Source organism: Bradyrhizobium sp. UFLA05-109, from assembly GCF_054185165.1.
Genome location: NZ_JBBIAR010000059.1, coordinates 1 through 15,974 on the forward strand (window position 1 = coordinate 1; position 15,974 = coordinate 15,974).

At 60.0% G+C, this 15,974-nt stretch carries 18 protein-coding genes and 1 pseudogene; 7 read left to right on the forward strand and 12 right to left on the reverse strand.

Features of this window, described 5'->3' with window-relative positions; all coding sequences use genetic code 11:
- Positions 1-598: 598 nt before the first annotated feature.
- Together Q3C01_RS33255 and Q3C01_RS33260 are read right to left on the reverse strand one after the other, a co-directional pair.
- Entirely contained in the window at positions 599-742 is a 144-nt protein-coding gene (locus tag Q3C01_RS33255) for a hypothetical protein (protein WP_458149495.1), read from the reverse strand.
- Positions 739-891: a hypothetical protein gene (locus Q3C01_RS33260; protein ID WP_458149496.1), complete on the reverse strand. Its 153-nt coding sequence runs from the start codon at positions 889-891 to the stop codon at positions 739-741. The genes Q3C01_RS33255 and Q3C01_RS33260 overlap by 4 nt, the downstream gene beginning before the upstream one ends.
- Before the next feature lie 581 nt (positions 892-1,472).
- Between Q3C01_RS33260 and Q3C01_RS33265 the strand changes: the two genes are divergently transcribed.
- Positions 1,473-1,844 (forward strand): hypothetical protein, encoded by a 372-nt coding sequence (locus Q3C01_RS33265; protein ID WP_458149497.1) that lies wholly within the window; start codon positions 1,473-1,475, stop codon positions 1,842-1,844.
- Entirely contained in the window at positions 1,841-2,131 is a 291-nt protein-coding gene (locus Q3C01_RS33270; RefSeq protein WP_458149498.1) for a hypothetical protein, read from the forward strand. The genes Q3C01_RS33265 and Q3C01_RS33270 overlap by 4 nt, the downstream gene beginning before the upstream one ends.
- Positions 2,132-3,786: 1,655 nt before the next feature.
- Here Q3C01_RS33270 and Q3C01_RS33275 read toward each other — a convergent pair.
- The 4 genes from Q3C01_RS33275 to Q3C01_RS33290 all read right to left on the reverse strand — a co-directional run bounded on the left by Q3C01_RS33275 (position 3,787) and on the right by Q3C01_RS33290 (position 6,558).
- Positions 3,787-3,981 carry a hypothetical protein gene (locus Q3C01_RS33275; protein ID WP_458149499.1) on the reverse strand — a complete coding sequence of 65 codons (195 nt, stop codon included), beginning with the start codon at positions 3,979-3,981 and terminating at the stop codon, positions 3,787-3,789.
- Positions 3,982-5,360: 1,379 nt separating this feature from the next.
- Positions 5,361-5,627: a hypothetical protein gene (locus Q3C01_RS33280; protein ID WP_458149500.1), complete on the reverse strand. Its 267-nt coding sequence runs from the start codon at positions 5,625-5,627 to the stop codon at positions 5,361-5,363.
- Positions 5,628-5,646: 19 nt separating this feature from the next.
- The gene (locus Q3C01_RS33285; protein ID WP_458149501.1) at positions 5,647-5,952 is read right to left on the reverse strand and encodes a hypothetical protein; all 306 of its coding nucleotides are present in this window, start codon (positions 5,950-5,952) and stop codon (positions 5,647-5,649) included.
- A gap of 375 nt (positions 5,953-6,327) precedes the next feature.
- A complete protein-coding gene (locus Q3C01_RS33290; protein WP_458149502.1) occupies positions 6,328-6,558 on the reverse strand; it encodes a hypothetical protein in 231 nt (76 codons plus the stop codon).
- A 92-nt stretch (positions 6,559-6,650) separates the two neighbouring features.
- Here Q3C01_RS33290 and Q3C01_RS33295 point away from each other — a divergent pair, with 92 nt between their 5' ends.
- Complete coding sequence (locus Q3C01_RS33295) at positions 6,651-6,860, forward strand: cold-shock protein (protein ID WP_458149503.1); 210 nt, start codon at positions 6,651-6,653, stop codon at positions 6,858-6,860.
- Between the two features lie 608 nt (positions 6,861-7,468).
- On the opposite strand, the gene Q3C01_RS33300 is transcribed toward Q3C01_RS33295, so the two are convergent.
- The 5 genes from Q3C01_RS33300 to Q3C01_RS33320 all read right to left on the reverse strand — a co-directional run bounded on the left by Q3C01_RS33300 (position 7,469) and on the right by Q3C01_RS33320 (position 10,721).
- Positions 7,469-8,239, reverse strand: coding sequence for a KilA-N domain-containing protein (locus Q3C01_RS33300; protein WP_458149504.1), 771 nt, complete (start codon positions 8,237-8,239; stop codon positions 7,469-7,471).
- A gap of 436 nt (positions 8,240-8,675) precedes the next feature.
- Complete coding sequence (locus Q3C01_RS33305) at positions 8,676-9,371, reverse strand: hypothetical protein (protein ID WP_458149505.1); 696 nt, start codon at positions 9,369-9,371, stop codon at positions 8,676-8,678.
- A gap of 72 nt (positions 9,372-9,443) precedes the next feature.
- Positions 9,444-9,632 (reverse strand): hypothetical protein, encoded by a 189-nt coding sequence (locus Q3C01_RS33310; RefSeq protein WP_458149506.1) that lies wholly within the window; start codon positions 9,630-9,632, stop codon positions 9,444-9,446.
- Between the two features lie 3 nt (positions 9,633-9,635).
- A complete protein-coding gene (locus Q3C01_RS33315; protein WP_458149507.1) occupies positions 9,636-9,830 on the reverse strand; it encodes a hypothetical protein in 195 nt (64 codons plus the stop codon).
- Positions 9,831-10,562: 732 nt separating this feature from the next.
- Positions 10,563-10,721, reverse strand: coding sequence for an ATP-binding cassette domain-containing protein (locus Q3C01_RS33320; protein ID WP_458149508.1), 159 nt, complete (start codon positions 10,719-10,721; stop codon positions 10,563-10,565).
- A gap of 210 nt (positions 10,722-10,931) precedes the next feature.
- On the opposite strand from Q3C01_RS33320, the gene Q3C01_RS33325 reads away from it, so the two are divergent.
- The 4 genes and pseudogenes from Q3C01_RS33325 (at position 10,932) to Q3C01_RS33340 (ending at position 13,866) form a co-directional block, all read left to right on the forward strand.
- A complete protein-coding gene (locus Q3C01_RS33325) occupies positions 10,932-11,924 on the forward strand; it encodes an NAD(P)-dependent oxidoreductase (protein WP_458149509.1) in 993 nt (330 codons plus the stop codon).
- 16 nt (positions 11,925-11,940) lie between these two features.
- Complete coding sequence (locus Q3C01_RS33330; RefSeq protein ID WP_458149510.1) at positions 11,941-12,723, forward strand: class II aldolase/adducin family protein; 783 nt, start codon at positions 11,941-11,943, stop codon at positions 12,721-12,723.
- A gap of 89 nt (positions 12,724-12,812) precedes the next feature.
- A pseudogene (locus tag Q3C01_RS33335) lies at positions 12,813-13,103 on the forward strand (LysR family transcriptional regulator); the annotation flags it as partial.
- A gap of 187 nt (positions 13,104-13,290) precedes the next feature.
- Complete coding sequence (locus tag Q3C01_RS33340) at positions 13,291-13,866, forward strand: LysR substrate-binding domain-containing protein (RefSeq protein ID WP_458149511.1); 576 nt, start codon at positions 13,291-13,293, stop codon at positions 13,864-13,866.
- A gap of 1,493 nt (positions 13,867-15,359) precedes the next feature.
- Here the strand turns inward: Q3C01_RS33340 and Q3C01_RS33345 are convergent.
- The gene (locus Q3C01_RS33345; RefSeq protein ID WP_458149512.1) at positions 15,360-15,527 is read right to left on the reverse strand and encodes a hypothetical protein; all 168 of its coding nucleotides are present in this window, start codon (positions 15,525-15,527) and stop codon (positions 15,360-15,362) included.
- Between the last annotated feature and the right edge of the window lie 447 nt (positions 15,528-15,974).

Consider the following 15,974-nt stretch of genomic DNA (forward strand, 5'->3'; position numbering starts at 1 on the left):
CGATATGCACCGCTCACGGCTCGGTCGATGAGCACGAGGCCCGCCTGTTCACGCTGGCGGGCCTTTCTGCTTTGGAGCAACTGCGAGCCGAGCAAATTTCTTTAGCGCGGCGTCTATTGCCTTGAGCTGTTGACCGCGAGAAGGTCGTCCCCTCCGTAGCTTAGCTATCGATGGTTTGGACGCTCTGGCAACAAGCCACAGGTCGCTGCCGCAGCCAACGCATTCGTAGAATCCCAGGTCGTAACCCTTTGCGACAGCAAAAGCGCCCTTAAGCACTCGGGGTTGGCTACAAGTCAGGCATACGGCTTCGCTGCTCACAATAGATCATCCGGAAAAGCGATCTGGCTGCAATAAGCACGATGTTAGCCCGTGAGACCGGCGGGCTACAATCTGAACAACATCCAGACCATCGCAGCCAACCAAGCGGCAAGCCAAACAACCGAAGCCAGGAACAACGATCATGCTGTCTTAGGAGTCTGAAGCCACGTCCTAGCGAACCGCGGTCTTTTCGTGCGACTGTGTTGATTATCGCAGCCGCTTTTTGTCGTACTTGCATAGTGCCGGGCGTTAGCGCATTGCGGCCAAACAAAGCTTGCTATCATGCGCCAAAAAATTGATATTTTGAGCCAGCGTCGCGCGGAAGCTGGCCGTCCTGGATGGCCTGAATGCCAGCGGCGATCTCAATGAGCTTGCGCGCTGCGGCTTCCGGGTCGGAGAAGGGACGTTCTGCGGTGAGCTTCATCGATATCCCATCGCCGGAGTCGGCGGCCTATTCCAGTTGAAGTCCGGCCGGACATCGGCACCGCGCCTGCCGCAGGCGGTGCAGGTGAAGCGCAGCTCGATGTCGGACAGGCGCACCTCATCCGGCCGGCGATCGGCATTCAGGGCCACGTTGTGGCTGCAACGGTAGTCCGAGCAGTAGACCAGGACGCCGCGCACGCCACGTCGCGCATCTCGCCGAATGTGATCTTGATCGGGCGCTGACCAGGCGGTATGCGGTTCTCGCTGCGGATAAAGTGACATGCGAATGCGTCAAGCACAGATGGGCTCTCGACGTCCTTATCCGCAATGGTCTGGGAATGAGCCAATGAGCGGTATCGCAGCCGACATCTCGAGCGCGTCGGCTTGTGGTGGGCCGCCAGCCTTTGCCTAGCGGCCCGATTGCCTGAAGCCCAATTCCCACAAAGCAGCAAATTTGGCCCGGCAGAAAATAGATCAGCGACCACTCGAAAAATTCCCGGGTTCGATACCAACGCCGATCGCGCAGGAGGCGCAACCGCCAGCGGCTCGCGATATATTGCCGACTGTTAAGACGGTGAACGACAAGGCCCGCCAGCGTGAACCGGCGGGCCTCGGCACTCCCGGCATCCATAAGAGAAAGCTCAGCCAAATGTAAGGACGGCTTAAGGACTTCCGCCCACGGCCGGCGCTAGCATCGCCATGGTGATCTTGTGCACCGACACCGCGCCAACATGTCTTTCAGCACGTCTCATTTTCTGCGCTGTGGCGGCTCGCTGCGTCTGGCCCGCCCTGAACGCGCATCGGAGCTGACCGAAGATTTCGAGAAATGGAGCCGTATCATGTTTTATCGGTTATCGGGCGTCGCACTTGCCACTCTCATACTGGGCACCATCGACGTTGTCGCAGCGGACCTGCCGGTTTATGAAATCGCGGGCCTCCCGATCACACCGCATCAATTGATGGTGCTGGGACCGGCTGGCGCGGAGCAGGACTACTCGCCTTTCATACAGACGATGGCGGGAATGCCAGCGTCGCCGCATCAGATCGCGGTCCTCACGCCGCGTCCGGCGCAGATCGGGCAGCAAGCTTACAACAAGCGGTGAGCGCGCTGCGGTCCGGAATCTGGCGACGGCTTTCCGCAGTTCAAGGCACGCATGATGCCAATCCGCGCGAGCATCGTCGGGCCGCCTTGCTCGGCCACCAGGATCAGGGCTTTCATCGCCGCTTGCCATTCCGGGGCATCATGCACGGCCTTGGGCAGCGCGGCGATGTATTCGCCGGCGTCACGGCTGCGTTCAGCCTGCGTCAGTGGGACATCTCAGTTCAGGACGCGGCCGACGTCGACCCAGGCGAGCATTGCCATCAGGATGTTCGCGACAAACACCAGTAGCGCGAGGCCCGTCCCGGACGGAAGCTTTCGGCGCAGCTGGAGAGTTTTTCGCCGCGTCATCAGACGGCCCAGTGATAGCGGAGGTGCGTACCTGACCGCGATGCCGGCCGCTCTCTAATGAAACACCAAGATGTCATTGCGGGCACAACCTTCACTGCAAATGGAAGTGTGGCACGCGAACCTTCGTGTAGCGTGATGCGGGTCGCGCGCCGGGTTGGCTGGCGGCCCGGCACACGCCCCCGCCGAAGATGTGCCGAGCCTAGCCATGCCAGCGCGCTGGTCGATCCGACCGGCTGGAACCAATCGTGGCGACAATGTGGCTGCGCCGCTAGAGCTTGGATGCAACACTGTCGACGGAAATAGAAACCCCCCCGGCGGCTGGCTGCCCACGCCCGCCGGCTGGGGCGATGACCATAGGGCCCGCTGGCCTCAGCGGGGTCCGCTTAGACGGCGGTCATCGGCAAACGTTCACGGGCACAGTGCGCCATCCCCGACCGGTCCAGACTCGGCGCCACTGCGTGCAGCTACCACCCCAGGCAGCATAACTTGAACTCGGCCCCCATCCTTGATTCCAACCCCAACTTTGATTCCATCCCGCACCTTGATTCCAGCCCCAACCTTGATTCCAACCAGGGCGGCCCCAGGTGGCTGCACTCGCGAGGCCGAGCCCCACGCCAGCTGCTACAGCTGGTCCACGCCACCCCCGGCCGCTGCGGTGCCAAGCGACGCCGCCGCGCCAACCGCCGGCTCTGTGGAAGCCGGTTCTGTGGAAACCAGCGCTGTGGAGCCCAGCTCTGTGGAAGCCGCCTCCGTGGAAGCCCGCACGCGCTGAGGCTGCTGTAGGGGCAAACGCAATCACGGCAGTTGCCGCTGTTGCGATAACAATTTTCCTGATCATGAGGGTACTCCTGACACACTCTCGTCCCCCGGACTCCCTAAACAGCACAGCCGATTCTTGTTCCCAACCGGCAGCAAAGTCATCGCCGGCCAGTTCAGGCAATAACGAGAACAGAGCGCGGGGCTTCGGTCCAGTTGCGAACTTGCTGGACACTAGTCGCCGCCGCATGCCCGCACTGGCACAGACTGCATAGCTTTCCCGGGTGACCGTCGGCTATCGAATGACCGCGAAATAGCGTCGGCCATTTGTGTGCGGATCGGTATTGTCGCTGGTCGAGAAGATGAGGTTGCGCAAGTTTTTTCGATCCATTTCTGTTCGCAGCAGCCGGCGCACATGAATCTTGCTCTCGGGCAGAGCAGGAGCCTGTGTTCGTTGGGCGGCAGCACAACTCCTACATGCGCCGCAGATCAGCCACAGCGGGCGAGTTCGCTATAAAGCAGGATAGTCCCGACTATGGGACAAGGGGCCTCCGACTTCGGACGAGCATCATCTGGAGGAGTAGTTCAATGGCTAATCAACGCGGGCCTGTGCGCCGCACCGTACCCGGGACCAATGTCGTGGAGGCGCTCGATCATGTGTTGCACGAGGTGTGGGCTGCGCGACGTGACCTCAGTATGACGCGTTTCTGCCTCCAGCAGTCGGAAGCCCTTCGCAGAATAGATCGAGCCGCAGACAGGCTTGCTGATTTGATGCAGTCCCGGGAAGCACTCGCCGCCTTACGAGCCGTTCCCAAAGGATGAGGCGTGGTAAGGCCGTCTCAGTTGGCGGCCTCTGTCTTCAAGAGCCGCACATACGTGCCGCTCTCGTGCAGCTCGAGCCAGCCGCGCTCGACCGCATGCTTGATGCCGGCGCCGAACTCCGGGTCGGTGGCCTTCAGTGTAGAGGAATGGCGCGTGTTCTTCTCGATATGGATGCGGCCGTCCTGCACGGCAGTTGAGCGCTGAGGGGGCATCCCGCTCACTATTTGGGACTGCTCATTTGGAGTGACTGCAAACGGCGCAGAACTGCGTCATAGGTGAAAGACTGAGCGGGCATGGCGAGGCAGGCTCCAGACCGCACAAGGGCATCCAAATAGGAGATGCCAACATGGAGCAAAGCGCGCTCGACACGCGCGTGATCAGTCGCACACGGTTGCTTTCCCGATCGACGCGCGACCAGCCTTCTGCGGCATTGATGGCTAGTGTCCGCACCGGGCCGTCGTATTGGCCATTTAGCAACTGGAATCAGTTTCATCGCGAGGCATTCGACGCGGCAGCTCGAGGCAGGCGTTCGAGGTGCAGCAGGCCGCATTCTCAGTAAACAAGCTACGTGGGAGGCAGACGTGCTCCGATCGGTAATCAAGTTTGCTGTGATAGCGACGTTGCTGACTGCCCTGATTACTCCCTACGGTTTGGGCAATGCTTATGCCCGTGCATACGGTTCGATCTGGCTTGGGCGTATCTTTAATCCGTTCTATCAACTCGCGCACCAGCATGGATGGGCTAGGCAGAGATACGCGACGACCGTGTTCCACAGGTTTCATGAAGCTCGGCGGGCAAACGGCGCGCTTAAGCAGCACCAAGCAGTGCGGAAGATGGTGCGGGATGAGGAACCTGTGCAGTCGGTTGGGGCGGGAACGTCAATAGACACCCATCTTCTTCGAGGACGTGATCATGCGACAGCAGGCAAGCCACTGGTAGATCGCTCGCCTGATGAAGTTCAAGTCGCGCCACTGGTCGAGCGTAAAGCCCCGCCGCCATGGGGCGGGCCTACTGACTAGCCAAAGCTCGCTTGCGGATAATTTTACGAGTCTGGGAACGCGGCCGACCTTGAGCAGTTTTGAATCCGCTCCGATTAGGTCACGCCAGTTCCGGTCGGAGCGCATCTGGCAAAAGCAGCATGACGGTCTCAGTTACGTACCGACTGGGACCGCTTCTGCGTCGGCCTTGATCAGTCGGACGTAAGTCCCGCTCTCGTGCAGCTCGAACCAGCCGCGCTCGACCGCCACCTTGATCCCGGCACCGAACTCCGCGCCGCTGGCCTTCAGCGTGATGGTCGTGATGCTGGCACAGCATCATCGGAGACGGCGCTGGTGGGATGCACCGCGTCATGCTGAATATCGCCGATCGCGCCCACGATCTCCGGCATCGCTCCGATCCATCGGCAAGCGCAACCGACAGCGGCTGGTGACACACGTTCGCGGACTGTCCCGCCAGTCAACGGGTCCCGGCAGCGTTTTCTTCTCAAACTGAGCTCTGAAATCCCAGTTGATTGTTGAACAGCAATAGCCGTGCCACAGGTTTGTGACACTGCGCACAGGCACAAAGCGCATAGCCGGATAGGAAACTTAACTTAACGCGCAGGAGGATTGGTGTTGCTCCAAGTGGGGACCGTGTTCGTCACGCCTACCGAAGGCTTATAGTACGATCCCACTGACGGAGCGGTCACAGTTCCAACGGAAGTCCCCATTGTCCCATAAGTAGTTCTGGGTGGCGTTGTCGCCATTCCAGGTGTCGGCTGGGTTGGGAGGTGCTTGTACTTCTTCCCTTCCGCAGCAAAGGGCGCACTCGCCAGGCCCACAGTCACCAGCACGGCAATCAGCAGTCTGCTCGAAATCATGGTTGGTTCTCTCTGAACTTCAGGGTTGTCTCGTATTTCGAAAACCAATCGCCGCCACGACCCGCCTGTTCCAATTAAAATCCGGCCGGAACCGCTGCCCCTCGGTAGCAGCACAAAGAAGGCGCGGTTCAATGTCGGATAGCCGCAGCTCGTCGGGCCAGCGATCGACGCCCAGAGCCAGGTTGTGGCTGCAAAGATAGTCGGCGCAATAGATCAGAACGCCGCGCACGCCCATCGCCCGCATCTCGCCGAAGGTGATCTTGACCGGCCGGTGACCGGGCGGTGTGCGGTTCTCGCGGCGGGGGCTACGCATGCCGCCATTCAAGCGACCTCCCAGGCGCCTCGCAAATTATCGATTCCTAGCGTTCGGCGATGGCAGCGAGCTACTGAGTATTGTGGGTTCGGAAATCACGCTGGCGGGCATTTTACTTTCGTGGGCACGAGAGGCCGTGTTTCTTCGATTTCTGAGCGGAAATGCCAGAGCCAAAATCTAGTTTCAGCCGCGACGACACGGTTATCATAGGCAAGGCGCCTGCTCTCCGCGATAACCTCATCGGCGCGTTGCAGCAGGGTCTTTAGGTCATCGTCCATATGCGGACCTTACCACGCTGGTAGCCCCGAGGGCGTCCGGCAAAAGAAACCCCAGCTCCAGGATGAGCGAGCTGGGGGCAAGTCAACTGACGTTCCTAGGGGATCTCTCCTAGGTGGCCGGGAAACTCGGCAGACAGATTAGTCGTTCCTTTCTCAGCGTATGTTTCGGGTGGTAGTTCTCCGCAAGCCGCAGCAATGCCGCCCACTCAACCGCGCGCCTCGTCTGATCGGCAAGAATGCGGGCATACGCGCCGGTCGTGCTGTCTTCCTGGCGCAGTTGGCCGTCGCTCGCGCTGATGCGCTGGTCGCGGTCGCTGTAGATCGTCGAGCCTCGGTACAATCGGCACCACCGGTTCACGCCGGCGGGCTTCTTGATGCCGTCGCCAAACGCTGCTTAATTGGCTCGCTTCAAATCTAGTGGAGATTCTGAACGTGGCTATTGGAATTGTGAAATGGTTTAACGCAACCAAGGGTTATGGTTTCATCCAGCCGGAAGATGGCGGCAAGGATGTGTTTGTTCACATTTCTGCAGTGGAGAAAGCTGGGTACACCGGGCTCGCCGAAGGCACTCGCGTGAGCTACGAGATCGTGGCGGATCGCCGCTCGGGCAAGGCGGCCGCGGAGAACCTTCGCGTCGGTTAAGACTGCGAGATCGTAACTGAAGAGCCCGCCCTCGAGGCGGGCTTTTTCTTGCCCTCCGTGAACCACATCACACGCGCAACAAGGATCGTGTGCTATTTACGATGCTAGTCCCCAGCCTTGCCCGCCGCGTCTCGGCGGGTTTTTTTATGCGTCCTTCATTTTCCGGACATGGTGCGGACACGAAAAACGGACCTGGTGAAAAGTGCCTTGGTGAGCGCGCTGGGGCTCGAACCCAGGACCCCGTGATTAAAATTCTAATCCGTTGAAGCGCGGCTCATTGTCAGACAGCCGAAGCTCATCGGGCCAGCGATCGGCGCTTAGAGCTATGGAGTGGCTGCCCCGGTAGTCGGAGCAGTAGACCAGAACGCCGCGCACGCCCATCGCGCATCTGGCCGAAGGTGATCTTGACCGGGCGGTGACCAAGTGGTGTGCGGTCCTCGCGGCGACTAGGCTTCATGCCGCGATCAAAGCGCGGACGTAGGCACGTCGCAAATTATCGATTCGTCGTGGGTCGGCGCTGCGGCGAGCTACTGCCTGTCGCGAGTGGATAACCGAGCGTGCACGGAGAAGGCTCCAGCGGGTGCTCGCTGGAGCCCTCTTTCCCCCGTCTAATTCATCTTCTTGGGCTTGTTGGCGATCAGCTTCGGCAGGTATTGCAGCGCCTCGCTGTCGCGCCCGCGGAAATAGTCGATCGCCCGGTTCGGGAGCCATTCTTCGCGGAAGTGCTTCCTGAAGCTTGGCAGGAGAGCTTCGGGATATGCCTTGGCTTGCACGCGCCTGCCGTCCTCGTAGACATGGGGATAGGTTGGCAAGGCGTCGGTATCGATACCGTGTTCGTCCCGCAGCCATTTGCAGTACATTCGCCCATGCGAGATATCGGGGACCATATCCTCGGGCAGGGTGTAACCCATCATCTCCATGGGGGCGATGAGCATCTGCGTCATCTCGGTCAAGATCGAGAAGTGGCCCACGGGAACGTTCTGGTGATTAGCGACATACCGGCGGAGGTGGTACGGGACCTCGATCCGGGAAGTCGGCGCAGTTCCCGACATCCAGTCGTAGACCCACTGCGACACCTGCACGGCGAACTTGGCCGAGAGCCACTGCGCCAGATGAATGGCGACCTGAGGGTGGACCCAGGTGCCCTGATGGCGAATATCACCGCCTTTCATGGACTGGATCATCTCCGAACCGGGAATTCCCGTTTCGGCGGCTAATGCCTCAACGAAGGCGGTCGTAGCCGAGAGCCGGCGATAATCGAACCATTGTTTACCGGCCGCCTGGCACATGGCTGTGGCGTTGATGTAGCCGTCTTTCGGTCGTTGGTAGATGATCCCCCCTTGAACTGGATGCGGGATCAGATCGAAGTGCTGCTGCACGACGCATCTCCTGTGTGATGCGCCACGAATCGCTGGACATTCAGTCCTGCCGCTGTACAACAGCCCTTGTTAAGGGGAGGCCGTTGCCACAGCTTCGTGGCTTGGGTTTCAAATTTGAAGGGCGGTACCCGTTGGCGCGGGGCCGCCCTTCGGCTTTTACGTACACAAACTGAGACGAGAGCAGTTACCGCAGTGTTCCTTGACGCCCGTCTCGAATCAGCGTGAGCACAGGACGATCATTGGACACCCGGGTGCCTTCTCGGCGCAACGCTCTACGTCGGCACCGGGTGAGTTACGAACAGGCACCTGCCTGTATTTTGTGCGAATCTAAGCCCGCGCCTGCTAATTTCCAGCAAATGTCGCGCCGCCACAACATCCGTGCATTACCGGGGGCGTTACTGCCATCACATCGATTTTGTGCCGGATAGGCCGCCGGCTATTCGCCGGGTTGGAATTCGGCGCTGCGCATCTCGCGCTTCACCTTCTCCCACTCGCCTTTCAAGACCGCGCGTCCAGCGTCCATCAGTGGCTCGTTCAAGGATTGGCGATCTGCGCTCTTCTCGAGATGATAGATCTCATCAGTGATGTCCCAGAGCTTCTTCTGAACTTCGTCATCCTTATTGAGCAGAAGATCGAGTTGAGTGCCCAGCAAAACGATCTTTTCTAGCTCCTCCTCATTGGCACTGCGGCGCACCTTCCTCTCCTCGACATCGGCAATGGCCGCGAGAGCTTCATCGTCCTCTAAATTCATCAGGATGGCATGATACTCGGCGAGCGTATTCCGCAGGTTGTCCATCCAAGATATCCGTAGCTTCGCGATTTCTCGAAACCCTGCGGTCTTCGCGGTCAACATTGCGGCATCCGCTGAGGTCTGACTCGCTGCCGCCTGCCTTTTGCCGATGCGCAACGCAACCAGCGGGCCGCCGACACCGCTGATCAAAGCGAAGATCGCAGCTAGGATTGCGGCGACCGCTTGCGGGTTGTTGAGTATGTCGACGAGAAGGTGGTCAACCTTGAAAGCGTCATCGTAACAGTCGAGGCGACGCGCAGCATCTAGGATGGTTTTGCAACTTTCTGCCTGCGCTCCTGTCGTCCAGCATGCAGCCAAAAACCAAACGGCTATTCTGACCATTGCGCAGTCCGCCATCGAATCATTAGCTGCCCTTTTTCTTGCAACCGGAGGGCGAGCGCAAGGGGCGCAGGATCAGGACAGGGCGGCACGGCCGGCGGCAGTGATACTGTACTCAACTTCACCTGAATCAAGCGGGTCAGCCTCGACAAGCCCGAGATCGATTAGCCGGGCGACGAGTTCATGATCGAAGAGCGGTGGGCTGATCCAGGATTCGGAAGCCAGCCGTCTCAGGAAATCGCGCTCGATCGCAGTTAGGTCCATTCGTTACTGCGTCAGGTGTACCAGGAAAGCCTCGCAGGCATTCTCGGCTTCGACGAAGGTTTTGAAGGGAGACCCAGCAATTTTGATTGCCGACTTATTCAGGTGGATGGGCCGCCACGAGGCAATGAAGCCAGGCTGTCCGTGAACGGTGCGGCTTTCATTGCTGATCACGAACGAAAATCCGCCGCTGCTCGCCATCCATATTTCGAGCTCGTCCCGTAAAGTATCAACGCGAGTAAAGTGCAGGGCCAATCACCCCCACATTCTTACTCGTCATAAAGTGTCACGGGTGCGGGCTGGGCGCATTTACCTGCGTAAATTCCTGACGGAACCAAGAGCACGCCGCCCAGGAGGGGATGGATTTCTTGGCGCAAATCAGGTCGTGATGCTGGCGCAATCGGATGCCGAGACGGCGATCGACGGAAGGGCCGACGTTCCTGCCTTTCTAGCCGGCGCTTTGGGTCCCGCGCCGGCCGACGCCGCAGGGCATGAAGGCGTGGCGCATAATTTGGGGCCGGGCTATCGGAAGCCTCTAGGGAATAAAAGGCACCGGCGGACTGGCCATCCCATTTTGCTTCGCCGGTGCGAGGGCAGGGCGTAACCACCCTTTAAAAACCTTAAAGTCTTCAACGGGTTTTTTGGTTACCACCTTTAGCCTAAGTACTTGAATACCTAAGAAAATGTTCAAACTGCCTCCCCCACCATCTTGATTTCACAAGATATTTTTTGTCCCTGGCCCTTCCATTCGGCAGCGGTAGGAGCGCCGATTTGAGGCTCGGGTCACTGTCGGGTCACTTAATGCTCGGAGCCGACAAGAGCAGAGCGCGCCACCCCGGCCAAACGTGGCGCATATGAGCAACTCGAATTCATCACGGACACCTTGAGAAGGCGGATGCGGTCACTTGAGCGGCGCCGGTAGCTGCCCAACGATCATCGCTCCGGCAGCGTCGTGAGGTCGGCGCTACCGAAGCGAATCTGCCTGCTGGACGGTTCGACGAGCCGCAGGATCGTTTTGCCCAGCGTTGACTTCCCACAGCCGGACTCGCCGATAACGCCGATGGTCTCGCGCGGTGCGATGTCGAAGGACACGCCATCCACCGCGTGGACGGGTGCGGTGCCGACCCGATAGGTGGTCTCGAGGTCAGAGACTGACAGCGGCGGCGTCTACCCGTGGGCAATTTCGTCTGCAACATCGCCGCTGTGCTTTGTGGTTGTTGCAAGCCGCAATCGATCTTTGAAAACACTATCTCGCAGTAACCGCCTAGCATCCCACAATCGTTGTTATCGTGAGCCAGCAAGATGAACACGCCTCGTGTCGACAGCCGCCGCGATCCCGCCAGCTTGCGATCGCCGATCATCGTCAATCAGCTTGGCGCGGACGTTCGCGCCTCGCTGGTCGATCACTGGTCCCGCCCGCTGATCATCGATCATCCGGAGGGGCACGCGCCCTGGGAGATCGCGCCGGAGGCTGATGTGCTGCTGACGCGGCCGCTGGCTGGCTGGAGCAAGGCGCCGCCCGAGAAGCCGGTGGGCTGGCCGTTCGGCCTGCGCTGGATCCAGACGGCATCGACGGGCGTCGACTTCTTTCCGGCGTGGCTCCTCGATGGTCCGGCGGTCACTGTTGGACGTGGCATCTCGGCGGATCCGATCGCAGAGTATGTCCTTGCAGCCATCCTCGGCTTTGAGAAACGGATCTATGATGTCCGCCCGCGCAACAGGCAGGACTGGAAGATCACGCAGCTGGGCTCGTTGAGCGGCAAGACCATTGGCATTGCCGGATTTGGTGCAATTGGCCGCGCCGTCATCGAGCGGCTGAAACCGTTTGATGTCGAGATCAAGGTGCTGCGCCGGTCGCCCTGGCAATATCCCGTTCCGGGTGTCCAGCCGGTCGACGACATCGAAACGCTGGTTTCCGTCTCGGACCATCTCGTGATCGCGTTGCCGGCGACGTCGAAGACGACCCGTCTGATCAACGCCAACGTGCTGGCGCGCGCCAAGCCATCACTGCATCTCATCAACGTGGCGCGCGGTCGGATCATCGACCAGCCGGCACTGTTGCGCGCGCTTGACGAGGGGCAGATTGCCGCTGCGACGCTCGATGTCACCGATCCCGAGCCGCCCCCGGATGGCGATCCCATCTACAGCCATCCGAAGATCGTTCTGACGCCGCACGTGTCATGGACCGGCGGCGGGGATGCGGCGCGGCTGGCCAACAAGGTTCTGGTCAATCTCGACGCCTATGCCCACGGCGCTCCGCTGGCCGACGTCTTCGACGAAAAGCTGGAATACTAGGAAAGGATCCACACCGATGAACAAGATCGTCGACAAGCCAAAGAAATATTCGCTGGTCGAGCGGACGCCGTCCGCCTCGTTCGAGGAGGAGAGGCTGTATCGCAAGCAGCGCTTGGCGGCGACCTTTCGGTTGTTCTCGCGCTATGGCTTCGATCAGGGGCTTGCGGGACACGTCACGGTGCGCGATCCCGAGTTTCCGGATCGCTTCTGGATCAACCCGCTGTCAAAGTTCTTCGGCCAGATCAAGGTCTCCGACCTTCAGCTCGTCGATCACGACGGCAACATCCTGATCGGCGACAAGCCGATCAACCAGGCCGGCTTCGTGATCCATTCGGCGATCCACGCGGCCCATCCAGCGGTGATCGCGGCGGCCCATACCCATTCGACCTATGGCAAGGCCTGGTCGGCTCTGGGCCGTCAGCTCGACCCGTTGACGCAGGACTCCTGTGCCTTTTACGAGGATCACGCCTTGTTCGATCCGTTTTCCGGCGTCGTGCTGGAAGCCGACGAGGGCCGGAAGATTGCGGAAGCGCTGGGATCGAAGAAGGCCGTCATCCTGCAGAACCATGGTCTTCTGACCGTCGGGCCGACCATCGAGGCGGCCGCCTGGTGGTACATCGCGATGGATAACGCAGCGCGGACGCAATTGCTTGCGGAAGCGGCCGGCAGGACAAAGCCGATCCCGCATGAGATCGCCAAGCTGACCGCAAGCCAGGTGGGAACGCACAGGGGCGGTTATTTCAGCTTCCAGCCGCTCTGGGACTGGATCACCGAAGCGGAGCCCGATCTGTTCAACTGACGCCGGTGCCCTCGGCGCGCCGGATCAGATGCGCGGCCAGTTCCGCGCACTGGTTGTGGGTGTCCGTTGGCAGCCCCCTCGGGCGTACGATGGCTCTGTCATCACATGTTGCGTTTTCATCCTCGCGAAGCGCCGGCCGGAGCATACTGCTCGGCGAGGAACTGACTGATAGCGTCAAAGGCCTGCAGGCGGTTCTTTTCGAGGAGCACCATGTGCGTGCCTTCGCCGATTTCTACCCATCGCCGGTACGGCGCCCCGAGATCGATCTCGGTCTGCTGCTTGCGCTGGAGGCCCTCTTGCGCGAGCGCAACGTCACCCGCGCGGCGTCTTGGCTGAACATCGGGCAGCCGGCGCTGTCGAACCGGCTGCGACAGGTCTTCGCCGACCCGCTATTCGTGCCTGCGGCGACGGGCCGCGGCGTGGTGCCGACACCGAGGGCCGTGGAGCTGCAGACCGAGCTTGCGGAAGTATTGGCCAAGCTGCGCCGCATAGTGGAGGGGCCGGCCGTCTTCCGACCCCGCGCTGGCCCAGCGCACCTTCGTCGTTGCCATTCACGAGAATCCGGCCGTGACGCTTGCACCCGGCTTCGTCGCGCAATTGACCACCATGGCTCCTGGCGCGCGGCTCGCCCTCGTCCATCCGACGCGCGACGTCTTCGAACGACTCGAACGCGGCGAGATCGACATCCTGGTGATGGGGCCCGACCGCGCGAGCGGCGATTTGATGCAGCGTCCGCTGTTCGAAGACGGTTTTCTGACCGCGCAGCGCAAGGGCCATCCCCGCGGCACCGGCGCGCTGGATCTCGACGCGTTCTGCGCGCTCGACCATCTCTTGATCTCGGCGGATGGCGGCGGCTTCTCGGGCCTCGTCGACGACGCACTTGCTGCGCTCGGCCGCTCCAGGCGTGTCGCCGTCTCGATTCAGACCTATGCGCTTGCTCCTGTGATCCTTGCGAACAGCGATTGCATCTGCACTCTGCCACGGCGTTTCCTGATGCGCTTCGCGAACGAGCTCGAGCTTGCGCCGCCGCCGCTCGACCTGCCACCCGCAAGTATCGTCGCCCTGTGGCATCCCCGCGACCAGGAGGATAGAGGCCACGCCTGGTTGCGCGACCGCCTGTACCAGGCGGCTGCCGCAACTTGAGACTGAACCGTACTCGTCAAGAGGCTGCGCAACGAAGCTCAGCGGCGCCAGGGATGCTTTCTTGTCCACAGTGTGAATTGCGACACAGCGCATCATTGGGAATCGCCGTACGCTTTGGGTGCGTCTTCATGGCGCCTTACTCTCCCTTAGCCTTGAGCCCGTCGCCAATGGCGGGCTTTCTTCCGCGCGGGTGTCCGATTGGAATGCGTTGAGTTTGCAAAGCTCGCTTAGCAGGGGGTCAGAAAATGTCGGGCCTAAGCACGGATGTGCAATGATCCATTACCGTCTCCACATTTTGGATGAAAGCGGCGGCTTAGTCGGTGCGGTGGAATTTGAATGCGCCAACGACGAAGCGGCAAAACGGAAGGCCGAAAAGGTGTTGACTGGCACCCCTGGGGGGGAGCTCTGGCGGCGTATTAACGGCGGTCTAGAGACTAAAACTGGAGCGGGCTCACATAGCGCTAACGACTAGCGAACAGGCGATTGGTTCTATTTGACACCATTGATGTCTCTTGGCCCAGGTCGGCAGCTAGCAACCGCTGGACGCGCTCGGCTTGGTCTTTCGTCATATTGACCGCTAGAGCCAGATCAGTCCCGACCAATGCGGGACCTTTACGTTGTCGATCGTAGACCATCCAGCCCTGAGATGCCTGCCGCACCATAAATCTCGGCGCAGACGGTAAGTTATCGCTCATGTTCCTGCCCTTTTGTTTTTACTATGCGCACGCGTGCGTGCGCATAGAGCAACAAAAAATCAGGCTGCCGGGCTCGAAATGCCACGGGTCCCCGCAGCGATCCAGTTTCTAACTGGGCACTGAAATCCCAGTTAGTTTTAATATGCACGGTAATGCCACGGTCTTGTGACAGTGTCGGGAGTTGCCAAGGCTCGCCGGTTCACGCTGGCGGGCCAAATTTCTGTTCTTTCAGCGGAGGGGCTTACAGGTCAGAATCCGCAGGCTGCATATTGGTTTCTGACCAGCCGAAAGTGTGAGCCAACTTGTACGAAGTCCACGTCAAGACACTGATTGCCTCGTCGGAAGTCACCACGGAGGCCGTCGCATCGAAGGTATTCGAGATTGATGCGCCACCGGTGTTCGCTCGGTAGGTAGGTCGCGAAGTCGCGTTGGGCTTGTGGCGGCCCGCTGCAGATTTTTGCGATGTATTGGCGAACGTCGGCAGGTAAGACGTCTATATGCTCATGATTCCAGGGAGGGTCCGAATGAGAGCCACTTCCTTTGGACAGCGCCGGGCATACGCTCAACGGCAAAATGCAAAGAGCTATTAACAGGGGTCTGACTGCCATCTGACCCTCCACTAAAGAAGCGGCTGATCTTACGGCGACAAACTGACGTGGGCCTTACGGAGCGCGGGGCTTGCCCGGATCCAAAAAAACCGCCTCTTCTTCGCATCCCCCGGCCAAAGCCCTCCATTGTTGATATGCAGGCCGGCTTCAGCGACGATGAGGTTGAGCGATTTTCCCGCCGTTCAGACGGTCATTGTCCGCTCTTCGGTTCGGGCTTGTCGAGAAAATGCAAGGCGGTATTGATCTGCTCAAGCTGACCTTCGATTTTGTCTCGCTCGTCAACGGCGCTAGTCTTCCTCAGCTGATCAACAAGTGCCTGCTTCCGTGAAAGCAAATTCTTTATGACTGTTGTCACCATTCCCCGCTTTCGTGAATGTCGGTGAAAAGGCCGCAGGCCAACCCCTTCCTGCGGCCATCCGGGAAAATTGACTGTCGATAAATTGCTACTTCCAGCCCCGGCTACCGAGGATGATTGCAGAAGTCGGCGGCGTCGTTGAGTCTGGAAAATCTGTTCCTGGACGGAACATCGTGAGTGTGGCGTCGACGCGACAGCGCAACGCGAGAATTCATTGGAACCGAGAGAGCTACTTCCGGCCAATATCACTCGAGCCCGAACTAAAGGCCCGCAGCTCCGAGCGGGCATCAAGGTCGACTTAAGGATTTGCGGGGCAAGATGTGCTTTCGGGGGGACTCGGGGTGGTCATCGAATTGAGACAACTGCTGTTGCGCGGAGCAATCAGCCTCACGCTATGCGTCTTGGTCGCGGCCTTCGTCGCTGGCTTGTTGTCGGTGCTGGCCGACCATC

Coding starts and splice junctions, on each gene's coding strand:
- Q3C01_RS33255 (WP_458149495.1), bottom strand. CDS start 742: ATGAAGCTCACCGCAGAACGTCCCTTCTCCGACCCGGAAGCCGCAGCG.
- Q3C01_RS33265 (WP_458149497.1), top strand. CDS start 1,473: ATGTCTTTCAGCACGTCTCATTTTCTGCGCTGTGGCGGCTCGCTGCGT.
- Q3C01_RS33275 (WP_458149499.1), bottom strand. CDS start 3,981: ATGCCCCCTCAGCGCTCAACTGCCGTGCAGGACGGCCGCATCCATATC.
- Q3C01_RS33280 (WP_458149500.1), bottom strand. CDS start 5,627: ATGATTTCGAGCAGACTGCTGATTGCCGTGCTGGTGACTGTGGGCCTG.
- Q3C01_RS33305 (WP_458149505.1), bottom strand. CDS start 9,371: ATGGTCAGAATAGCCGTTTGGTTTTTGGCTGCATGCTGGACGACAGGA.
- Q3C01_RS33310 (WP_458149506.1), bottom strand. CDS start 9,632: ATGGACCTAACTGCGATCGAGCGCGATTTCCTGAGACGGCTGGCTTCC.
- Q3C01_RS33315 (WP_458149507.1), bottom strand. CDS start 9,830: ATGGCGAGCAGCGGCGGATTTTCGTTCGTGATCAGCAATGAAAGCCGC.
- Q3C01_RS33325 (WP_458149509.1), top strand. CDS start 10,932: ATGAACACGCCTCGTGTCGACAGCCGCCGCGATCCCGCCAGCTTGCGA.
- Q3C01_RS33330 (WP_458149510.1), top strand. CDS start 11,941: ATGAACAAGATCGTCGACAAGCCAAAGAAATATTCGCTGGTCGAGCGG.
- Q3C01_RS33345 (WP_458149512.1), bottom strand. CDS start 15,527: ATGGTGACAACAGTCATAAAGAATTTGCTTTCACGGAAGCAGGCACTT.